Origin of the sequence: Arthrobacter antioxidans (assembly GCF_023100725.1) — a bacterium.
Lineage (GTDB): Bacteria > Actinomycetota > Actinomycetes > Actinomycetales > Micrococcaceae > Arthrobacter_D > Arthrobacter_D antioxidans.
On the sequence record NZ_CP095501.1, the window covers coordinates 2,950,844 to 2,970,935 of the forward strand.

19 protein-coding genes are annotated in these 20,092 nt (G+C 66.5%); 1 reads left to right on the plus strand and 18 read right to left on the minus strand.

What is annotated here, in order from left to right; translation table 11 throughout:
* The 12 genes from rplN to rpsJ all read right to left on the minus strand — a co-directional run bounded on the left by rplN (position 1) and on the right by rpsJ (position 6,095).
* Entirely contained in the window at positions 1-369 is a 369-nt protein-coding gene (gene rplN / locus MWM45_RS13625; protein ID WP_026549116.1) for a 50S ribosomal protein L14, read from the minus strand.
* Between the two features lie 340 nt (positions 370-709).
* The gene (gene rpsQ, locus MWM45_RS13630; protein ID WP_043440630.1) at positions 710-1,021 is read right to left on the minus strand and encodes a 30S ribosomal protein S17; all 312 of its coding nucleotides are present in this window, start codon (positions 1,019-1,021) and stop codon (positions 710-712) included.
* On the minus strand, positions 1,018-1,362 hold the full coding sequence (gene rpmC, locus MWM45_RS13635) for a 50S ribosomal protein L29 (RefSeq protein WP_043440628.1): 345 nt from the start codon (positions 1,360-1,362) through the stop codon (positions 1,018-1,020). Before rpmC ends, rpsQ begins: the two co-directional genes overlap by 4 nt.
* Positions 1,363-1,364: 2 nt before the next feature.
* Positions 1,365-1,781, minus strand: a complete 417-nt coding sequence (gene rplP / locus MWM45_RS13640) for a 50S ribosomal protein L16 (protein WP_043440626.1) — start codon at positions 1,779-1,781, stop codon at positions 1,365-1,367.
* Complete coding sequence (gene rpsC / locus MWM45_RS13645; protein ID WP_043440623.1) at positions 1,782-2,615, minus strand: 30S ribosomal protein S3; 834 nt, start codon at positions 2,613-2,615, stop codon at positions 1,782-1,784.
* Positions 2,616-2,981, minus strand: a complete 366-nt coding sequence (gene rplV / locus MWM45_RS13650; protein ID WP_043440620.1) for a 50S ribosomal protein L22 — start codon at positions 2,979-2,981, stop codon at positions 2,616-2,618.
* Between the two features lie 37 nt (positions 2,982-3,018).
* Positions 3,019-3,300 (minus strand): 30S ribosomal protein S19, encoded by a 282-nt coding sequence (rpsS, locus tag MWM45_RS13655; protein WP_026549122.1) that lies wholly within the window; start codon positions 3,298-3,300, stop codon positions 3,019-3,021.
* A 12-nt stretch (positions 3,301-3,312) separates the two neighbouring features.
* On the minus strand, positions 3,313-4,152 hold the full coding sequence (gene rplB / locus MWM45_RS13660) for a 50S ribosomal protein L2 (protein ID WP_247826912.1): 840 nt from the start codon (positions 4,150-4,152) through the stop codon (positions 3,313-3,315).
* 31 nt (positions 4,153-4,183) lie between these two features.
* A complete protein-coding gene (rplW, locus tag MWM45_RS13665) occupies positions 4,184-4,489 on the minus strand; it encodes a 50S ribosomal protein L23 (protein WP_026531955.1) in 306 nt (101 codons plus the stop codon).
* Entirely contained in the window at positions 4,486-5,109 is a 624-nt protein-coding gene (rplD, locus tag MWM45_RS13670; protein ID WP_043440612.1) for a 50S ribosomal protein L4, read from the minus strand. The genes rplW and rplD overlap by 4 nt, the downstream gene beginning before the upstream one ends.
* 4 nt (positions 5,110-5,113) lie before the next feature.
* Positions 5,114-5,770 carry a 50S ribosomal protein L3 gene (gene rplC / locus MWM45_RS13675; RefSeq protein WP_247826913.1) on the minus strand — a complete coding sequence of 219 codons (657 nt, stop codon included), beginning with the start codon at positions 5,768-5,770 and terminating at the stop codon, positions 5,114-5,116.
* Between the two features lie 16 nt (positions 5,771-5,786).
* The gene (rpsJ, locus tag MWM45_RS13680; RefSeq protein ID WP_026531952.1) at positions 5,787-6,095 is read right to left on the minus strand and encodes a 30S ribosomal protein S10; all 309 of its coding nucleotides are present in this window, start codon (positions 6,093-6,095) and stop codon (positions 5,787-5,789) included.
* A gap of 534 nt (positions 6,096-6,629) precedes the next feature.
* Between rpsJ and MWM45_RS13685 the strand changes: the two genes are divergently transcribed.
* Positions 6,630-7,013 (plus strand): VOC family protein, encoded by a 384-nt coding sequence (locus MWM45_RS13685; RefSeq protein WP_247826914.1) that lies wholly within the window; start codon positions 6,630-6,632, stop codon positions 7,011-7,013.
* Positions 7,014-7,154: 141 nt separating this feature from the next.
* Here the strand turns inward: MWM45_RS13685 and MWM45_RS13690 are convergent, their stop codons facing one another.
* The 6 genes from MWM45_RS13690 to MWM45_RS13715 form a co-directional block, all read right to left on the minus strand.
* Positions 7,155-11,171, minus strand: coding sequence for a hypothetical protein (locus MWM45_RS13690; RefSeq protein ID WP_247826915.1), 4,017 nt, complete (start codon positions 11,169-11,171; stop codon positions 7,155-7,157).
* A 187-nt stretch (positions 11,172-11,358) separates the two neighbouring features.
* Entirely contained in the window at positions 11,359-12,549 is a 1,191-nt protein-coding gene (gene tuf, locus MWM45_RS13695; RefSeq protein WP_043440601.1) for an elongation factor Tu, read from the minus strand.
* A gap of 207 nt (positions 12,550-12,756) precedes the next feature.
* Positions 12,757-14,871, minus strand: coding sequence for an elongation factor G (gene fusA / locus MWM45_RS13700; RefSeq protein ID WP_043440598.1), 2,115 nt, complete (start codon positions 14,869-14,871; stop codon positions 12,757-12,759).
* 87 nt (positions 14,872-14,958) lie between these two features.
* Positions 14,959-15,429 carry a 30S ribosomal protein S7 gene (rpsG, locus tag MWM45_RS13705; RefSeq protein WP_043440595.1) on the minus strand — a complete coding sequence of 157 codons (471 nt, stop codon included), beginning with the start codon at positions 15,427-15,429 and terminating at the stop codon, positions 14,959-14,961.
* Between the two features lies 1 nt (position 15,430).
* Positions 15,431-15,805, minus strand: coding sequence for a 30S ribosomal protein S12 (gene rpsL / locus MWM45_RS13710; RefSeq protein WP_043440593.1), 375 nt, complete (start codon positions 15,803-15,805; stop codon positions 15,431-15,433).
* A 368-nt stretch (positions 15,806-16,173) separates the two neighbouring features.
* On the minus strand, positions 16,174-20,067 hold the full coding sequence (locus MWM45_RS13715) for a DNA-directed RNA polymerase subunit beta' (RefSeq protein ID WP_247826916.1): 3,894 nt from the start codon (positions 20,065-20,067) through the stop codon (positions 16,174-16,176).
* Between the last annotated feature and the right edge of the window lie 25 nt (positions 20,068-20,092).

A 20,092-nucleotide genomic window follows, 5' to 3' on the forward strand; every position in this document is an offset into this window, starting at 1 on the left:
CTACAGCACCTCCGGCGCCAGCGAAATGATCTTCATGAAACGCTTGTCGCGGAGCTCGCGACCGACAGGGCCGAAGATACGGGTACCGCGGGGGTCGCCGTCGTTCTTCAGGATCACTGCTGCGTTCTCATCAAACTTGATGTAGGAACCGTCCGCGCGGCGGCGTTCCTTCTTGGTGCGGACGATGACCGCCTTGACGACGTCGCCCTTCTTGACGTTGCCGCCGGGGATCGCGTCCTTGACGGTGGCGACGATGACGTCGCCGATGCCTGCGTAGCGGCGCCCGGATCCACCGAGAACGCGGATGGTCAAGATTTCCTTGGCCCCCGTGTTGTCGGCGATCTTTAGCCGCGACTCCTGCTGAATCACTGATTACTCCTGTCGTCGCGCCGGTTCTCTCATCGAGCCTTGCGGAACGGATATGGGTGGGCCCCGTAATACTGGTACTCGCCGTGTGCGCGCCCGGGGCGCGCTGCCGTGCCGGATCTCCGGCATGGTGGATCATGGCGAACAAGATTATCGGGCTTTTGCCTATTTGCCCGGTGTGAAGGCAACCCCGGGGAACCCGTGAGGAGACCTCGTGAGGGCATGCGCCAGCCCACCAGACAGACAAGATTCTTATCGTATCGCGAAGATGCCCCGGACGCGAAATCGCGTCCGGGGCATCCGGTGCGGGGCCGACCGGGCCGGCCCCTGTGTGTTGCGGGTGTTACTTGGCCTTCTCGATGATCTCCACCAGGCGCCACCGCTTGGTGGCGGACAGCGGACGGGTCTCGCTGATCAGGACCATGTCGCCGATGCCGGCGCTGTTCTGCTCGTCGTGCACCTTGACCTTGGAGCTGCGGCGAAGCACCTTGCCGTACAGGGCGTGCTTCACGCGGTCCTCGACCTCGACGACGATCGTCTTTTCCATCTTGTCGGAGACGACGTAGCCACGGCGTACCTTGCGATACCCGCGCGAGTTGGCGTCGTGGACGGCCTTCTCGGTTCCTACGGTCGTTTCGCTCTGCTGCTCACTCATTTGGCGTCCTCCTCAGAAGCCTCGGTGTCCGCGGAAGGTGCATCCTTCGCGGAGGCCTTCTTGGCTTTCTTGGGCTTGTCCGCCTTCGCGGGCTTCGCTTCCTCGACGGGAGCGACGACCTCGGGACGGAGACCCAGTTCACGCTCACGCAGCACCGTGTAGATGCGTGCGATGTCGCGCTTGACCGAACGAAGACGACCGTGGCTTTCGAGCTGGCCGGTGGCCGACTGGAAACGGAGGTTGAACAGCTCCTCCTTGGCCTTGCGCAGTTCTTCCACCAGACGGTCCTTATCGAAGCCATCCAGCTGGTCTGTTGCCAGTTCCTTTGAACCCAGAGCCATAACTATTCACCACCCTCACGACGCACGATGCGTGCCTTCAACGGCAGCTTGTGGATCGCGAGGCGCAGGGCTTCGCGGGCTACCTCTTCGGAAACGCCGGACAGTTCGAAGAGAACCCGTCCCGGCTTGACGTTGGCCACCCACCACTCGGGCGAACCCTTACCGGAACCCATGCGGGTCTCGGCAGGCTTCTTGGTCAACGGGCGGTCCGGATAGATGTTGATCCAGACCTTGCCGCCACGCTTGATGTGGCGGGTCATGGCGATACGAGCGGACTCGATCTGCCGGTTGGTGACGTATGCCGGGCTCAGAGCCTGGATACCCCACTCGCCGAAGCTGACCTCGGTACCGCCCGTAGCAGCGCCCGAGCGACCCGGGTGGTGCTGCTTACGGAACCTGACTCGACGTGGGATAAGCATTTAGGCCTGTCCTCCTTCAGTCGCAGCGGGGGCTGCGGCGGTCTCGGCGGGTGCTGACGCACCCTGGCCCTCGGAGCGCTCAGGCGCGCGACGACGACGGTCGCCTCCGCGGTCGGCACCGGCGGGGCCGCGGCCCGGACGGTCTCCACCACGGCCACGGGAGGGAGCTGCGGCAGCCTGGGCTGCGAGTTCCTTCGCCGTGACGTCACCCTTGTAGATCCAGACCTTCACGCCGATGCGGCCGAAGGTGGTCTTCGCTTCGAAGAAGCCGTAGTCGATGTTGGCGCGGAGCGTGTGCAGGGGGACGCGTCCCTCGCGGTAGAACTCCGAGCGGCTCATTTCGGCGCCACCCAGGCGACCGGAGCACTGGACACGGATGCCCTTGGCGCCGGCACGCTGTGCGGACTGCATGGCCTTCTTCATGGCGCGGCGGAACGCCACGCGGGAGGAGAGCTGTTCGGCGATGCCCTGGGCTACAAGCTGTGCCTCGATCTCGGGGTTCTTGACCTCGAGGATGTTCAGCTGGACCTGCTTGCCCGTGAGCTTCTCGAGCTCGCCGCGGATGCGGTCCGCTTCTGCTCCGCGACGACCGATGACGATGCCGGGGCGTGCCGTGTGGATGTCCACGCGGACACGGTCCCTGGTGCGCTCGATCTCGACCTTGGCGATGCCGGCGCGGTCCATGCCGGTCGACATCAGCTGACGGATCTTGATGTCCTCGCGGACGAAGTCACGGTAGCGCTGGCCGGGCTTGTTGCTGTCGGCGAACCAGTGTGACCGGTGGTCGGTGGTGATACCGAGTCGGAACCCGTGCGGGTTTACTTTCTGTCCCACTTAGCGGACCTCCACTTTCTCAGGGGTAGCGACGACAACCGTGATGTGGCTGGTCCGCTTGTTGATGCGGAACGCGCGGCCCTGGGCTCGCGGACGGAACCGCTTCATCGTGGGGCCTTCATCAACGAATGCTTCGCTGATGATGAGGTTGTCCTCGTCGAACGCGACGCCGTCACGGTCCGCGCGAACGCGGGCGTTGGCCATCGCTGACTGAACCACCTTGAAAACCGGCTCCGAAGCAACCTGTGGGGCAAACTTCAGAATAGCCAGAGCCTCATTCGCCTGCTTACCACGAACAAGGTTGACGACGCGCCGGGCCTTCATAGGCGTTACGCGGATATGACGCGCAATAGCCTTGGCTTCCATTGCTTTCCTTCTCTCGTCTTAGCCGTAAGAGCAGCGCCTAGCGGCGCTTGCCCTTGCGGTCGTCCTTAACATGGCCGCGGAAGGTCCGCGTGGGAGCGAATTCGCCGAGCTTGTGCCCGACCATCGACTCGGTGACAAACACCGGGATGTGCTTGCGCCCGTCGTGCACCGCGATCGTGTGCCCGAGCATGTCGGGGACGATCATGGAGCGGCGGGACCACGTCTTGATGACGTTCTTCGTGCCCGATTCGTTCTCGCGAGCGACCTTTACGTAAAGGTGCTGATCGACGAAGGGGCCTTTCTTCAGGCTGCGTGGCATGTCTCCAGGCTCCTATCGCTTGTTCTTGCCGGAACGACGGCGACGCACGATGAGTGAGTCGCTCTCTTTGTTGGGGCGACGGGTGCGGCCTTCGGCCTTGCCGTTGGGGTTGACCGGGTGGCGTCCACCGGAGGTCTTGCCCTCGCCACCACCGTGCGGGTGGTCGACCGGGTTCATGGCGACACCACGCACGGTCGGGCGGATGCCCTTCCAGCGGCTGCGGCCGGCCTTGCCCCAGTTGATGTTCGACTGCTCGGCGTTGCCGACCTCGCCGACCGTCGCGCGGCAGCGGACGTCGACGTTGCGGATCTCACCGGAGGGCAGTCGCAGCTGGGCGAAGCGGCCTTCCTTGGCGACGAGCTGGACCGACGCACCGGCGGAGCGCGCCATCTTCGCGCCGCCGCCTGGGCGGAGCTCGACGGCGTGGATGACGGTACCCACGGGGACGTTGCGCAGCGGCAGGTTGTTGCCGGGCTTGATGTCGGCCCCGGCACCGGCCTCGACGAAGTCGCCCTGCTTGAGCTTGTTCGGCGCGATGATGTAGCGCTTGGTGCCGTCGACGTAGTGCAGGAGGGCGATGCGCGCGGTGCGGTTGGGATCGTATTCGATCTCGGCAACGCGGGCGTCGACGCCGTCCTTGTCGTGGCGGCGGAAGTCGATCAGGCGGTACTGACGCTTGTGTCCACCGCCCTTGTGGCGGGTCGTGATCTTACCGGTGTTGTTACGTCCACCCTTCTTGGGAAGGGGGCGGACCAACGACTTTTCCGGCGTCGACCGTGTGATTTCAGCGAAGTCGGCAACGCTCGAGCCACGACGGCCCGGGGTTGTCGGCTTGTATTTACGGATTCCCATAACTCAATTCCTCGTTAAAGTGGTCTCCGCTCTAGGAGAGCGGACCGCCGAAGATGTCGATCGAGCCCTCTTTGAGGGACACGATGGCACGCTTGGTGCCCTTGCGCTGGCCCCAGCCGAACTTGGTGCGCTTGCGCTTGCCAACCCGGTTGATGGTGTTGATGGAGTCGACCTTCACGGAGAAGATCTTCTCGACCGCCAGCTTGATTTCTTCCTTGTTCGAGCGCGGGTCGACCAGGAAGGTGTACTTGCCTTCGTCGATCAGTCCGTAGCTCTTCTCCGAGACGACGGGTGCAATGACGACGTCGCGCGGATCCTTTGCGATGGTGCCGCTCACTTGGCATCCTCCTCGGTGATGACATCAGCCGTGCCGACGAACTGGTCGTAGGCGGCCTTGGTGAAGATCACGTCGTCGGAGACCAGCACGTCGTACGTGTTGAGCTGGTCTACGTAGAGGACGTGTACCTCGGGCACGTTGCGCACCGAGAGTGCTGCGACGTCGTTGGCACGCTCGATGATCACGAGCAGGCGGGGCCGCTCGGAGATCGCGCGCAGGGTGTCGATCGCACCCTTGGTCGACGGCTTGCCGCCGGCGACCAGGGACTCGAGGACGTGGATACGGCCGTTGCGTGCCCGGTCCGAGAGGGCTCCGCGCAGGGCGGCGGCCTTCATCTTCTTGGGGGTGCGCTGGCTGTAGTCGCGGGGCGTGGGCCCGTGGACGACGCCACCACCGGTCATGTGGGGGGCGCGGATCGAACCCTGGCGGGCACGACCGGTTCCCTTCTGCTTGAACGGCTTGCGGCCTGCGCCACTGACCTCGGCGCGGGTCTTGGTCTTGTGCGTACCCTGGCGGGCGGCAGCAAGCTGGGCGACGACGACCTGGTGCAGCAACGGCACGTTGGTCTGCGCGTCGAAGATCTCCGCGGGGAGATCGACCTTTACAGTGTTGGCAGCCATTTGGCTATGCTCCCTTCACGGCGGTGCGTACGAGGACGACCTGGCCGCGGGCGCCGGGGACGGCACCCTTGATCAGCAGCAGCGACTTCTCGGCGTCGACAGCGTGAACCCGGAGGTTCAGCGTGGTCTGACGAACGGCGCCCATGCGGCCTGCCATTTTCATTCCACGGAAGACGCGGCTGGGGGTGGATGCTCCACCGATGGAACCGGGCTTGCGGTGGTTCTTGTGGGCACCGTGCGAGGCTCCCACACCGTGGAAACCGTGGCGCTTCATGACGCCGGCGAAGCCCTTGCCCTTGGTGGTGCCGATGACGTCGACCGTCTGGCCGGCTTCGAACATCTCGACGGAGAGTTCCTGGCCGAGCGAGTAGGAGTCGGCGTCGGAGGTACGCAGCTCGACGACGTGACGGCGCGGCGTGACGCCGGCCTTGTCGAAGTGACCGGCGAGCGGCTTGGTGACCTTGCGGGGATCGATCTGGCCGAAGCCGATCTGCACGGCGGTGTAGCCGTCCTTGTCCTCGCTGAGGAGCTGCGTGATGACGTTCGAGTCTGCCTGGACGACGGTGACGGGGATGAGGATGTTGTTCTCGTCCCAGACCTGGGTCATGCCGAGCTTGACGCCCAGCAGTCCCTTGACCTGGCGCGTAAGTGAAGTAGACATATGTATCCGCTCTCCCTTACAGCTTGATTTCGATGTTCACGTCCGCAGGCAGGTCGAGACGCATCAGCGAATCGACGGCCTTGGGCGTGGGATCAATGATGTCGATAAGACGCTTGTGAGTACGCATTTCGAAGTGCTCACGGCTGTCCTTGTACTTGTGCGGGGACCGGATGACAACGAAAACGTTCTTCTCCGTGGGCAGGGGCACAGGGCCCACAACCGTTGCGCCTGCGCGCGTCACCGTCTCAACGATCTTCCGGGCTGAAACATCGATGACCTCGTGGTCATATGACTTCAGCCGGATGCGGATTTTTTGTCCCGCCATGGCGTCTCGACTCTCTCTCTACATAACTGCCTGGGCAGTTCCGGTACGTACGTACATTTCCTGCGTCCGTTGTGCGACGCCTCCCGAACAGACTGAATCCGGATGGATCCGGGTTCCTCACCCTGCCGGGCTCCGACCCCCGCGCTCGGGCGTGTCGCGCTGTGCAGAACATCGAACACAGTCTGGACACACACGGTCCGCTGATTCCGGACGAGCCGGACGGGGTGGACTTTATTTGGGCCACGCGTGTCGGCGGACCTGATCCCTGCATCGGGCATTATCCCGACCGGGATGAAGTCTCAGACCGCGCGCGCTGGCGCTTGAACAACTTATCTAGTGTCGCAGATCCCCTGCGCGATTGCGAACCGGTCCGGGCCCCGGAGGCGTGACCCGCACGACTCCTGCTGATCACGCCCGACCACGAGTCCCCTCCCGCCGTTGGCGGTCCGTGTGCCGGAAAGCTGCGACGGGCCCGGTCAAACCGGGCGCGGGGAGCTTAAACTATTGGCCCCATCAGGACGAAGGAGAGTTGCCATGATCAGCGCCAACAGGGCCACGACCATCCTGCCCGTGCGGGATCTCGATCGGGCCAGGAGCTTCTACGAGAACACCCTCGGTCTCCAGGCCGACAAGGCATGGCACGAGGGGAGCTTCCTCTTCAGCGAGGACGGGCACAACGGCATCGAGCTGATGCTGAAGCCGGACGGCAGTCCCTCGGGCAACACCGAACTCAGCTTCGAGGTCGAGGACCTCACCGCCGAGATCGCATCGCTCGAACGGAACGGCGTCACCTTCGAGGACTACGACCTCCCGGGCCTGAGGACCGTGGACCACATCGCGGAGGACGACCACATGCGGGCGGCGTGGTTCACCGACACGGAGGGGAACATCCTCTGCCTGCACCAGCCCCTGGCGTGACCGCCGGCGCGCGGGAGTGCTGACGCCGGGGCGTCGGGTCCTCCTGCCGACCGGTCGTCGGGAGCGACCGTTCCGCACCACTCATCGACCGGGGCTCCCGCCGGATCCGTCCCCGCGGGCAGCACCACCGGTCGACGGGGTTCACTGCCCGGGACGCGGGACGGCACCGGGATCGTGCGGAGCCTCGGTCCCCTGATCCGGAGCTGCCTGCTGCAGCGTGTCTCCAACGCCCGCACCGGCCGGCGGGTACGTGCCGGAAAGGGGCGGGCGGGCGCCGTCGGCCTCGGTGTCCCCGACGACCACCGAGACCCTGGGTCCGCTGCGGGGCAGATCACCGGGACTGCCGGGACCGGCGTGCGCGCCGGTCGCTGGGCCCTGCCCCTGGCGGTTGAGTTTCCAGACCGCGAAGGCCAGCAGCAGCAGCGCCGCGACCGTCAGCAGCAGGAACGTGAAGCCCCGCAGGAACCAGAGCAGTGCAAGTGCGATGCCGACGGCACCCCAGAGGCTGAACAGGCGTCGTGACAGGGCGACACCCGCTGCGAGGAGTGCCACATGGCCGCAGAGGGCCCAGATCCGAGCCTCCGTGGTGCCGCCTGCCACGGTCATGAGTCCGGTCGCCGAGAGGACGGCCGCCGACGCTGCGAGCCAGAGGGGGCCCCTGCGCGGAGCACCGCGCGTGAAGGACCAGGCGGAGAGCAGGGCCAGGGAGATGACCCCCCACTGCGCAGCCCAGAAGAACACGATCCCGTCGAGGATGAGCCAGGCGACGCGCTGCGCGGACAGGACGACGACGAGGAAGGCCGCCTCGCAGTACAGGGGCCGGATGCGGGCCCGGACCTCCCACGCCCCGAGGACCGCCACGGCCGCGAGGACTGCCGAGCCGGCGACGGCCGTGCCGTCCGCGGGCATCGCGAGGACGGCGGCTCCCGCCGTCCAGCCGAGTGCCATCCCGCCCAGGATCCGGTACCGCAGTTCGTCCTCGTCCTCGCCCGGCAGGAACACCCTGGCGAGCTGGAGGAGCGCGGCGGCCAGCACCGCACCGCCCAGGAGACGCATCGCATCGGGCCCGAGCGCCGCACCGGTAACCCGGTCCACCTGGTCGACGAAGGCTGTCGCGGCGACGATGACGGCCACCGCTCCCCCGGCGTCCAGCCCAGCAACCGCCTCGCGCTGCGCCAGGGTGAAGCAGATTGCGGCGACTGCCGCGGTGACCACCACACGGTCCCAGCCGGCCCCGTCCGTGAAGGCGAAGAGGATCGATTCGACGCCGAACAGCCCGACCCCGACCCGGCTCGGCATCCGGAGACGAGCGGCGGAGGAGCGGGCGCGCACCACCACGAGCGCGACCGCGCAGGCCACGGCGATGAGTGCGGCGACCGGCTCGGGCAGGGGCGCCACGGGCAGGTACCCTGCCCGTTCGAAGCCGAGGTCCGCGGAGAGGACTGCGATGAGCGCGGCGCCCGCGTACAGCGCCGGGTAGGCGGTGCCGTCCTTGCGCTGGACCAGGAACAGGACGGCGGACACGACGCCGAGCAGGATCAGGTGCAGGGCGATCACGTCGAGCTGCACGTCGGGGTCGCCGAACACCGGATAGGCCAGGGGCAGGGTGGCGAGCAGGCCGATGCTCAGCCAGGCCGACGATCCCTGCAGCCCCACCCGGCGGAACCTCGAGCGCAGGACCACCCGCACGAGTTCCTGCAGCGCGACGCTCACGGCCATCACCGCGAACACCGCGTGCACCGACAGGTCGAGGTCCGCGGAGACCGTCGCGGTGAGTGTGGTGACGGACAGCTGGACGGCCAGCAGGTACGCGCCGCGGCGCAGGGTGTCGTGTGCGCGCCGGGCCATGAGGGCGCCGTAGGCGACGGCGACCACCAGCAGCACCTCGTAGGAGCGGAAGCCGAAATCGGCGCCGACCCCCGCTACCGCCGCCACCGCGAGCGAGGCGGGGCCGATCGCCTCGATCAGGGCACCCGGCACAGCCGGCGCACCCGCCCTGTGCACCCCACCCGCCGAGGCCTGCCGGAGGGGGCCGCCACGCACGACGTCCGCCGGCCCCGTCGCCGCGGGCGTCGCGGGGTCGTGCGTACCCGCGGCGGGCGGGACGTGCGGGGTCGCCTCCGCGAGGGGCAGCACCAGGGACGTCGTGCAGCCCGCCACGACACAGATCCAGAGACCGACCGCCGCGATGGTGGAGGTCTCCGCGCCGGAGGCCAGGGCCACGGCCGACGCGAGCGATAGCCCGCTCGCCCCGCAGACCACCCAGGTGCTGTACACGCTCGGGGACCGTCGACGCCATCGGAGGACCTCGACGAGCTGATTCGCCGAGAGGGCCATCAGGAGGGCGAGTCCGGCGAACTCCCCGATCTGTCGGGGCGGCACCAGTGGAGGCTGCAGGTGGACGAGCACGGCGATCGGCGCCAGGGCGGTCAGGGCTCCCCGCGCGGCCAGCACGAAGCGTTCCCGCCGCCGGCCGGTCGAGCGCACCGCCCGCGCGAGCAGGTAGCCGATTGTCAGTGCGAGGACCGTCTCCGTGCGCCAGGGGTCCTCCCAGCGGGTCATCGCGCTGAGGAGCACTCCCGGGAGAACGAGCAGCTCGAGCATTCCGCCGCACCGCACGGCGACTCCCATGCCCGTGACCAGCACGAGGAGCATCGGCAGCAGGGCGTCCGGCTCCGATCCGGTGACCATCGGGCGGATGGAGGTGAGCACGGCTGCGCCCGCGGCGAGGGACAGGATCGCGAAGGTCGCGAGGATGTCGATGGAGTAGAGGGAGTTGCGGCGCGGAACGACGCCCGGGCCGTCGGCCACGGGTGGGCGCGGGCCGTCGAGGAACATCCGGGCCCTGCCCGGGACGGCGAGGAGACCGGCGATCTGGAGCGCGAGACACCCGGCGAGGAGGAGGGATCCCCATCCGGCCGAACTGTCCGCGGCCCACGCGGTGAGCACGGTGGCGATGCTCACGACGAGCCGCAGGGCGTAGAAATGCTGGATCCTGCGAACGTCGAAGAACGCCACCAGCGCCGCATAGTAGGCGGTGGCGACGATCCACAGCTGGGCACGGTCCGCCTCACCCAGCAGATCACCGAGCAGCAGGGATGCCACGAGGGCCGCCGGCGCCAGGAACCGGTGCGTGTCCACCACGGCCCGGGAGACGACGTCGGGCAGCCATCGTGGAGCGAGGCGCAGCAGCCCTGCCAGGAGTGCGGCCACGCCGATCGAAGACGTGAAGTACCAGACGAGGGCGCCACCGAGCAGTGATACCGAGGACAGGGCGATCGAGAGGAAGAACGGCAGCGTGAGGAAGGCGACCACGCGGCTCTGCAGCCGGACGGCGGCCACGAGGTAGGCGGCGGTGCCGATGAGTGCCGTGGCGAACCAGGCGAGGGGACCCTGGCCGGTGAGGACCCCGAAGAGCAGCCCGGCCACCGGCAGCAGGGCGAGTCCGGTGCCCGTGAAGGCCACCGCAGCCGGCTGGAGGCGCGGCAGCCGCGTGTACAGGACGAGGCCGCTGACGTAGAAGAGTGCGACGACGACGACGATCGTCGCGGCCCTGGCGGCGCCGGGCACGGCAGCGCCGATGAACAGACCGCCGGCGGCGACCAGCAGCAGACTGGCGGAGTACAACGCGATATTGATGGTGCGGAGGTCGCGGGCGGCCCGCTGTGCGGCGCGTTCCTCCGGTGTCGGAGCTACGGGGGTATACGTGCCCGGGGCGTGGTCGGGCGGGACGGCGTGTTCCTCCGCTGCCGGAGCCACGGGGGTATACGCGCCCGGGGCATGGTCGGGCGGGACGGCGCGTCCGGCGGAGGTCGTCGCGGGACGCGTTGCGGCGGCAGAGGCCAGGGCTCCCGCGCTCCAGGCCGGCGGGCCCGTCGTTCCGCCGGGAGCATCGGAGGGGTGCGGGGCCGGGGGCTGTGGCGCCGCGACGGCGTGGGCCGACGGCTCGTGGTCCGGGACCGGTACGGTTCCCGTCGGCGACGCGGCGTCGGACGCACCACGGCGATACCCCTGGTCGTACGCCGAGGCCAACGATCCGCCGGTCCGCTGGTCGCGCGCGGCGCGGCGTCGGGTGACGGCCCGTCCGGTCAGATACCCGGCGCCGAAGATGCTCAGCACGAACGCCAGAAGAATCGTCAGAATCAGACCCAATGCCACTCCCCCATGTTCGGGGCGGATACCCGCCCCCGGGACAGTATAGGCAGGACGCCCCGTGACCGACGGGCCGGAGGACACCCCTGTGGAGAACCGACCGCGCTCCGGTCGGGGGTCATTAACGAAGGAACCCCTGCCGCGGACGGCAGGGGTTCCTCAGTGTTCCGGCAATGCCGGACGATCCGAAGGACTACTTCAGGATCTTGGTGACACGTCCCGAGCCGACGGTGCGGCCGCCTTCGCGGATCGCGAAGCCGAGGCCGTCCTCCATGGCGATGGGCTGGATGAGCGCAACGGTCATCTCGGTGTTGTCGCCGGGCATGACCATCTCGGTGCCCTCGGGGAGGGTGATGACGCCGGTCACGTCCGTGGTGCGGAAGTAGAACTGCGGGCGGTAGTTCGAGTAGAACGGGTTGTGACGCCCGCCCTCGTCCTTGGCCAGGATGTAGACGTTGGCCTCGAAGTCGGTGTGAGGGGTGATCGAACCCGGCTTCACGATGACCTGTCCACGCTCTACGTCTTCGCGCTTGATGCCGCGGAGCAGCAGACCACAGTTCTCGCCGGCCCAGGCCTCGTCGAGCTGCTTGTGGAACATCTCGATACCGGTGACCGTGGTCTTCTGGACCGGACGGATACCGACGATCTCGACCTCGGAGTTGATGGCGAGGGTGCCGCGCTCGGCGCGACCCGTGACGACGGTTCCACGACCGGTGATCGTGAAGACGTCCTCGACGGGCATGAGGAACGGCTTGTCCTTGTCGCGGATGGGGTCCGGGACGTTGTTGTCGACAGCTTCCATGAGGTCCTCGACGGACTTGACCCACTCGGGGTCGCCTTCGAGGGCCTTGAGGCCGGAGACGCGGACTACAGGAGCCTCGTCGCCGTCGAAGCCCTGCGAGCTGAGCAGCTCACGAACCTCCATCTCGACGAGGTCGAGAAGCTCTTCGTCGTCGACCATGTCGGACTTGTTCAGCGCGACCAGCAGGTAGGGGACACCGACCTGGCGGGCGAGCAGAACGTGCTCGCGGGTCTGGGCCATCGGACCATCGGTGGCTGCGACGACGAGGATAGCCCCGTCCATCTGGGCCGCACCGGTGATCATGTTCTTGATGTAGTCGGCGTGACCGGGGGCGTCTACGTGTGCGTAGTGGCGCTTCTCGGTCTGGTACTCGACGTGCGAGATGTTGATCGTGATGCCGCGCTGCTTCTCCTCGGGAGCCGAGTCGATCGACGCGAAGTCACGCTGCTCGTTGAGAGTGGGGTACTTGTCGTACAGCACCTTGGAAATGGCAGCCGTCAACGTGGTCTTTCCATGGTCAACGTGACCAATGGTGCCGATGTTAACGTGCGGCTTAGTCCGCTCGAACTTTGCCTTCGCCACGGGTTCCTCCTAGAACGTTTGAGAAGAATTGCTTCCCAGCCACGCTTGTCGCGACTGAAACTCATGCAAGTCTACTGGGGGCTTTTGGTTTTGATGAAATTGCTCTGCACCGCCGGACCAGCCGGTCCGGCGGCAGAGGGGGCGGGGCGGCCGGCCCGGGGGCCGTGCCGCCTCCGCTCCCCCGGGGATCCCGTTGCCGGGAGGGGGCTACTCGCCGCGCGTCTTCTGGATAATCTCGTCGGCGACTGCCTTCGGGACCTCGGAGTAGCTGTCGAACTTCATGGAGTACACGGCGCGGCCCTGGGTCTTCGACCGGAGGTCACCGATGTAGCCGAACATGCCCGAGAGGGGCACATGGGCCGTGATGACCTTGACGCCGCTGGCGTCCTCCATGGACTGCATCTGGCCGCGACGGGAGTTGAGGTCACCGATCACTTCGCCCATGTATTCCTCGGGGGTGCGGACCTCCACCTCCATCAGGGGCTCGAGCAGCACGGGCTTGGCCATGCGTGCGGCTTCCTTGAAAGCCATCCGCCCGGCGATCTTGAACGCCATCTCCGAGGAGTCGACGTCGTGGTACGCGCCGTCGAGCAGGGTCGCCTTGATGCCGACCACCGGGTAACCGGCGAGCACGCCGTCGTTCAGCGCATCCTGGATGCCGGCGTCGACACTCGGGATGTACTCGCGGGGCACGCGGCCACCGGTCACCTTGTTGTCGAAGGCGTACAGGACGCCCTCCTCGACCTCCATCGGCTCGATCGCGATCTGGATCTTCGCGAACTGGCCGGAGCCACCCGTCTGCTTCTTGTGGGTGTAGTCGTGCTTGGCGACCTTGCTGCGGATGGTCTCGCGGTAGGCGACCTGGGGCTTGCCCACGTTCGCCTCGACGCGGAACTCGCGGCGCATGCGGTCCACCAGGATGTCCAGGTGGAGCTCGCCCATGCCGGCGATGATCGTCTGTCCGGTGTCCTCGTTCAGGGAGACCTGGAACGTGGGGTCCTCGGCGGAGAGCTTCTGGATGGCCGTGGACAGCTTCTCCTGGTCACCCTTGGTCTTGGGCTCGATGGCCACGGAGATCACGGGTGCCGGGAAGCTCATGGACTCGAGCACGATCTGGTTCGCCGAGTCGGAGAGGGTGTCACCGGTGGTGGTGTCCTTCAGGCCGATCGCGGCGTAGATGTGTCCTGCCGAGGCTTCCTCGACGGGGATCTCCTTGTTGGCGTGCATCTGGAACAGCTTCCCGATGCGCTCCTTCTTGCTCTTCGTGGAATTCACCAGCTGGGTACCGGCCGTCACATGCCCGGAGTACACGCGGATGAACGTCAGCTGGCCGAAGAACGGGTGCGTCGCGACCTTGAACGCGAGGGCCGAGAAGGGCTCCTCGGTGCTCGGCTTGCGCGTCAGCTCGACCTCTTCGTTCCGGGGATCGTGACCGATCATCGGGGGGACGTCGAGGGGCGAGGGCAGGTAGTCGATGACGGCGTCGAGCATCGGCTGCACGCCGCGGTTCTTGAACGCGGAGCCGCAGAGGATCGGGTAGAGCTCGGAGTTGATCGTCATCTTGCGGATGCCGGCCTTGAGCTCGTCGACGGAGATCTCTTCGCCTTCGAGGTACTTGTTCATGAGTTCGTCGGAGGACTCGGCGACGGTCTCGACGAGGGCCGCGCGGTACTCCTCGGCCTTCTCCTTGAGGTCGGCCGGGATCTCCTGGATCTCGTACTTCGCACCCATGGTGACATCACCCTTGGAGTCGCCGGGCCAGACGAGGGCACGCATGTAGAGCAGGTCGACGACGCCGATGAAGTCGTTCTCGGCACCGATGGGGAGCTGCAGCACGAGGGGCTTGGCGCCCAGGCGGCTGATGATTGTGTCGACCGTGAAGTAGAAGTCGGCGCCCAGCTTGTCCATCTTGTTGACGAAGCAGATGCGGGGCACTTCGTACTTGTCGGCCTGGCGCCAGACGGTCTCCGACTGGGGCTCGACGCCCTCCTTGCCGTCGAACACTGCGACGGCGCCGTCGAGGACGCGCAGGGAGCGCTCCACCTCGACGGTGAAGTCGACGTGCCCGGGGGTGTCGATGATGTTGATCTGGTTGTTCTCCCAGAAGCAGGTGACAGCGGCGGACGTGATGGTGATGCCGCGCTCCTTCTCCTGTTCCATCCAGTCAGTGGTGGAGGCGCCGTCGTGCGTCTCACCGATCTTGTGGTTGACACCCGTGTAGAACAGGATGCGCTCGGTAGTAGTGGTCTTGCCGGCATCGATGTGGGCCATGATGCCGATGTTGCGGACCTTGTTGAGGTCGGTAAGCACGTCCTGTGCCACGGTGTCTCCCTTAATACGAAAATGGAGTTCTGCTAGGCCGCCGGCCGGTCCGCCCCTGACGGGGTGTGGATCCGGCCGGCAGAGCTTCTACCAGCGGTAGTGTGCGAAGGCCTTGTTCGACTCGGCCATCTTGTGCGTGTCCTCGCGGCGCTTGACTGCTGCTCCGAGACCGTTGGACGCATCCAGGATCTCGTTCTGCAGGCGCTCGGTCATCGTCTTCTCGCGGCGGGCCTTGGAGTAGCCCACGAGCCAGCGGAGGGCCAGGGCGGTCGAACGACCGGGCTTGACCTCGACGGGGACCTGGTAGGTGGCGCCACCGACACGGCGTGAGCGGACCTCGAGGGTCGGCTTGACGTTGTCCATGGCCTTCTTCAGCGCTGCGACGGGGTCGCCGCCGGACTTCGCACGAGCACCCTCGAGTGCGCCGTACACGATGCGCTCTGCGGTGGACTTCTTGCCGTCGACGAGCACCTTGTTGATCAGCTGGGTGACCAGGGGTGAACCGTAGACGGGATCTACAACGAGCGGCCGCTTCGGGGCCGGGCCCTTACGAGGCATATTACTTCTTCTCCATCTTCGCGCCGTAGCGGCTGCGAGCCTGCTTGCGGTTCTTCACGCCCTGGGTGTCCAGTGCGCCACGGACGATCTTGTAGCGGACACCCGGGAGGTCCTTCACACGACCGCCGCGCACGAGCACGATGGAGTGTTCCTGAAGGTTGTGACCGACACCGGGGATGTAGGCGGTGACTTCGATGCCACCGTTGAGGCGCACGCGGGCGACCTTGCGGAGAGCCGAGTTCGGCTTCTTCGGAGTGGTGGTGTAGACGCGGGTGCAGACGCCGCGCTTCATGGGGCTGCCCTTCAGTGCGGGCGCCTTGGTCTTGGAGACCTTAGGTGTCCGGCCCTTACGGACCAGCTGGTTAATCGTAGGCACTTTCGTGTTCTCCGTAATGTCTGAAGATGAGATCTGTGACGCCCTACCCAGCGGTTGCGGCGGCCTTTCGGGCCGCACCGTCCAGAGGTCGGGATGATCGGTCGTTTGGCGCACCACCGACGGATATGCTGCCGCAGAACGACTGTAGGCGTGCGAAAATGTGGCATTCGCTGTACAACTTACGTACAACACGGAGATACGTTTCTCAACGCCGATCCACTGCCACACAAACAATTGGTCCTAAGTCTACCAGAGATCACGCGCGCCCCTGGACGGGAGGGCCTCCGCCGCGTGGTAGGGGTGGTGCTCCGCAGACGCGGGAAGGCCCCGGACCGCAGGGTCCGGGGCCTTCCTCAGGGCGGTTCGACTCAGCGGAAGTCGCTGTTGCCCATGTCGTAGTCGTCCAGCGGGATCGCGTGGAACTCGGGGCTCAGGCCGCCCTCGACACCGGCGTAGTCGAAGTCGCTGAACGCGCTCGGACCGGTGAAGAGGTTCGCCTTCGCCTCCTCGGTGGGCTCGACCGTGACCTTCGTGTAACGGTCCAGGCCGGTACCGGCCGGGATGAGCTTACCGATGATGACGTTCTCCTTGAGGCCGAGCAGCGGATCGCTCTTGCCTTCCATGGCGGCCTGCGTGAGGACACGCGTGGTCTCCTGGAAGGAAGCGGCCGACAGCCACGACTCGGTGGCGAGCGACGCCTTGGTGATACCCATGAGCTCGGGACGGCCTGAGGCCGGCTTCTTGCCCTCGGACACCACGCGACGGTTCTCGTCCTCGAAGCGGCGACGCTCGGCCAGCTCACCGGGGAGCAGGTCCGACTCGCCGGACTCGATCACGGTGACGCGGCGCAGCATCTGGCGGACGATGACCTCGACGTGCTTGTCGTGGATGCCCACACCCTGGCTGCGGTACACGCGCTGGACCTCGTCCACCAGGAACTCCTGGGCCTTGCGGGGGCCGAGGATCCGGAGGATCTGCTTCGGGTCGACCGCACCGAAGACGAGCTGCTGCCCGACCTCGACGTGCTCGCCGTCGGTCACCAGGAGGCGTGCACGGCGCAGGACCGGGTACGCGATCTCCTCGGAACCGTCGTCGGGGGTGACCACCAGGCGAAGCTGCTTCTCGGCATCCTCGATGGTGACCCGCCCGGCGACCTCGGAGATCGGGGCGACACCCTTGGGGGTACGCGCCTCGAAGAGCTCCTGGATACGGGGCAGACCCTGGGTGATGTCCTCCGCCGACGCCACACCGCCGGTGTGGAAGGTGCGCATCGTCAGCTGCGTGCCGGGCTCACCGATCGACTGCGCGGCGATGATGCCGACGGCCTCTCCGATGTCCACGGTCTTGCCGGTCGCGAGCGAACGGCCGTAGCAGAGGGCACAGGTGCCGACACTGGACTCACAGGTGAGTACGGAGCGGACCTTGATGTCGGAGATACCGGCCTCGAACAGTTCACCGATGACGACGTCTCCGACGTCGGAGCCCGCGGCAGCGAGCACCTTGCCCTTGGAGTCGACGACGTCGGTGGCCAGCGTACGTGCGTACGCCGAGTTCTCGACCTCCTCGTGCAGCACCAGTTCGCCGTCGGCGTTCGGTACGGCGATGGTGACCTTGAGCCCGCGCTCGGTGCCGCAGTCGTCCTCGCGGACGATGACGTCCTGCGACACGTCGACGAGGCGACGCGTCAGGTACCCCGAGTTGGCGGTACGCAGGGCGGTGTCGGCGAGGCCCTTACGGGCACCGTGCGTGGCGATGAAGTACTCCAGGACCGACAGGCCCTCGCGGTACGAGGACTTGATCGGACGCGGGATGATCTCGCCCTTGGGGTTGGCCACGAGGCCACGGATACCCGCGATCTGGCGGACCTGCAGCCAGTTGCCTCGTGCACCGGAGGACACCATGCGGTTGATGGTGTTGTCCTTCGGCATGGCGGCACGCATGGACGCGGCAACCTCGTTGGTGGCCTTGTTCCAGATGTCGATGAGCTCCTGGCGGCGCTCCTCGTCGGCGATGAGGCCCTTGTCGAACTGCGACTGGACCTTGGCGGCCTGCGTCTCGTAGCCCTCCATGATGCCGGCCTTGTTGATCGGCGCGGAGATGTCCGAGATGGCGACGGTGACGCCCGAGCGGGTGGCCCAGTAGAAACCGGCGTCCTTCAGGTTGTCCAGCGTCGCCGCCGTGACCACCTTCGGGTACCGCTCGGCGAGATCGTTGACGATCGTCGAGAGCTGGCCCTTGTCGGCGACCTTCTCCACCCAGGGGTAGTCCAGGGGGAGCGTCTCGTTGAACAGGACCTGGCCGAGGGACGTCTCGATCAGGGCCGGCGTGCCGGGCTCCCAGCCCTCGGGAGCGGCGATGTCGGCGCTGGGCACGAAGTTGTCGACGCGGATGCGGACCACCGAGTTGAGGTGGAGCGAACCCATGTCGAACGCCATGACGGCCTCGGCCATGCTCGTGAAGACGCGGCCTTCGCCGGCGCTTCCCTCACGCTTGGTGGTGAGGTGGTGCAGACCGATGATCATGTCCTGCGAGGGCAGGGTGACCGGACGGCCGTCGGACGGCTTCAGGATGTTGTTCGAGGAGAGCATCAGGATGCGCGCCTCGGCCTGGGCCTCGGGGCTCAGCGGCAGGTGGACTGCCATCTGGTCGCCGTCGAAGTCCGCGTTGAACGCACCGCAGACCAGCGGGTGCAGCTGGAGCGCCTTGCCTTCGACGAGTTGCGGCTCGAACGCCTGGATGCCGAGCCGGTGCAGGGTGGGTGCACGGTTCAGCAGCACGGGGTGCTCGGTGATGATCTCTTCGAGGACGTCCCAGACCTGGGGGCGGTACCGCTCGACCATGCGCTTGGCACTCTTGATGTTCTGCGCGTGGTTGAGGTCCACCAGGCGCTTCATCACGAACGGCTTGAAGAGCTCCAGGGCCATCTGCTTGGGCAGACCACACTGGTGCAGCTTCAGCTGCGGGCCGACGACGATGACCGAACGGCCCGAGTAGTCGACGCGCTTGCCGAGGAGGTTCTGGCGGAAACGACCCTGCTTGCCCTTGAGCATGTCCGAGAGGGACTTCAGGGGGCGGTTGCCCGGTCCGGTGACCGGACGGCCGCGACGACCGTTGTCGAACAGGGAGTCGACGGCTTCCTGGAGCATGCGCTTCTCGTTGTTCACGATGATCTCGGGAGCCCCGAGGTCCAGCAGGCGCTTCAGGCGGTTGTTGCGGTTGATGACGCGGCGGTACAGGTCGTTGAGGTCGGACGTCGCGAAACGGCCGCCGTCGAGCTGGACCATCGGGCGCAGTTCCGGCGGGATCACCGGGACGGCGTCGAGGACCATGCCCAGCGGGCTGTTCGTCGTCGTCAGGAACGCGTTGACCACTTTCAGGCGCTTCAGGGCGCGCGTCTTGCGCTGTCCCTTGCCGTTCTGGATGATGTCGCGCAGCATCTCGGCCTCGGCCGGCATGTCGAAGTTCTCGAGGCGCTTCTTGATGGCCTCGGCGCCCATGGAGCCCTCGAAGTACAGGCCGTAGCGGTCGCGCAGCTCGCGGTACAGGCCTTCGTCACCCTCGAGGTCGGCGACCTTCAGGGTCTTGAAACGCTCCCAGACCTGGACAAGGCGCTCGATGTCGGCGTCGGCGCGCTTGCGGACGTTCGCCATCTGGCGGTCGGCCGAGTCGCGGGCCTTCTTCTTGTCGGCAGCCTTGGCGCCCTCGCCTTCGAGGCGGGCGAGCTCGTCCTCGAGGTCCTTGGCGATCGCGGCGATGTCGGAGTCGCGCTGGTCCGTCATCTGCTTCTTCTCGAGGTCGTGCTCGGCCTGGAGGTTCGGCAGTTCGGCGTGACGGTTCTCCTCGTCGACCGAGGTGATCATGTAGGCGGCGAAGTAGATGACCTTCTCGAGGTCCTTCGGGGCCAGGTCGAGGAGGTAGCCCAGACGCGAGGGCACGCCCTTGAAGTACCAGATGTGCGTGACGGGAGCGGCGAGCTCGATGTGTCCCATGCGCTCACGGCGCACCTTGGCACGCGTCACCTCGACGCCGCAGCGCTCACAGATGATGCCCTTGAAGCGCACGCGCTTGTACTTGCCGCAGTAGCACTCCCAGTCGCGGGAAGGGCCGAAGATCTTCTCGCAGAAGAGGCCGTCCTTCTCGGGCTTGAGCGTGCGGTAGTTGATGGTTTCCGGCTTCTTGACCTCGCCGTAGGACCAGCCGCGGATTTCGTCCGCGGTGGCAAGTCCGATTCGCATGAGGCCGAAGGAGGATTCGCTGGACATAGGGTCCCTGTTCTCTCTTTGTTCT

What these genes read in the sequence shown, in the direction of transcription:
- rpsJ (WP_026531952.1), bottom strand. Translation starts at nt 6,095, where the DNA reads ATGGCGGGACAAAAAATCCGCATCCGGCTGAAGTCATATGACCACGAG.
- MWM45_RS13715 (WP_247826916.1), bottom strand. Translation starts at nt 20,067, where the DNA reads ATGTCCAGCGAATCCTCCTTCGGCCTCATGCGAATCGGACTTGCCACC.
- MWM45_RS13685 (WP_247826914.1), top strand. Translation starts at nt 6,630, where the DNA reads ATGATCAGCGCCAACAGGGCCACGACCATCCTGCCCGTGCGGGATCTC.
- rplC (WP_247826913.1), bottom strand. Translation starts at nt 5,770, where the DNA reads ATGTCTACTTCACTTACGCGCCAGGTCAAGGGACTGCTGGGCGTCAAG.
- rplD (WP_043440612.1), bottom strand. Translation starts at nt 5,109, where the DNA reads ATGGCTGCCAACACTGTAAAGGTCGATCTCCCCGCGGAGATCTTCGAC.
- rplB (WP_247826912.1), bottom strand. Translation starts at nt 4,152, where the DNA reads ATGGGAATCCGTAAATACAAGCCGACAACCCCGGGCCGTCGTGGCTCG.
- rpsQ (WP_043440630.1), bottom strand. Translation starts at nt 1,021, where the DNA reads ATGAGTGAGCAGCAGAGCGAAACGACCGTAGGAACCGAGAAGGCCGTC.
- rpmC (WP_043440628.1), bottom strand. Translation starts at nt 1,362, where the DNA reads ATGGCTCTGGGTTCAAAGGAACTGGCAACAGACCAGCTGGATGGCTTC.
- rpsG (WP_043440595.1), bottom strand. Translation starts at nt 15,429, where the DNA reads ATGCCTCGTAAGGGCCCGGCCCCGAAGCGGCCGCTCGTTGTAGATCCC.
- rplV (WP_043440620.1), bottom strand. Translation starts at nt 2,981, where the DNA reads ATGGAAGCCAAGGCTATTGCGCGTCATATCCGCGTAACGCCTATGAAG.
- rplP (WP_043440626.1), bottom strand. Translation starts at nt 1,781, where the DNA reads ATGCTTATCCCACGTCGAGTCAGGTTCCGTAAGCAGCACCACCCGGGT.
- rpsS (WP_026549122.1), bottom strand. Translation starts at nt 3,300, where the DNA reads ATGCCACGCAGCCTGAAGAAAGGCCCCTTCGTCGATCAGCACCTTTAC.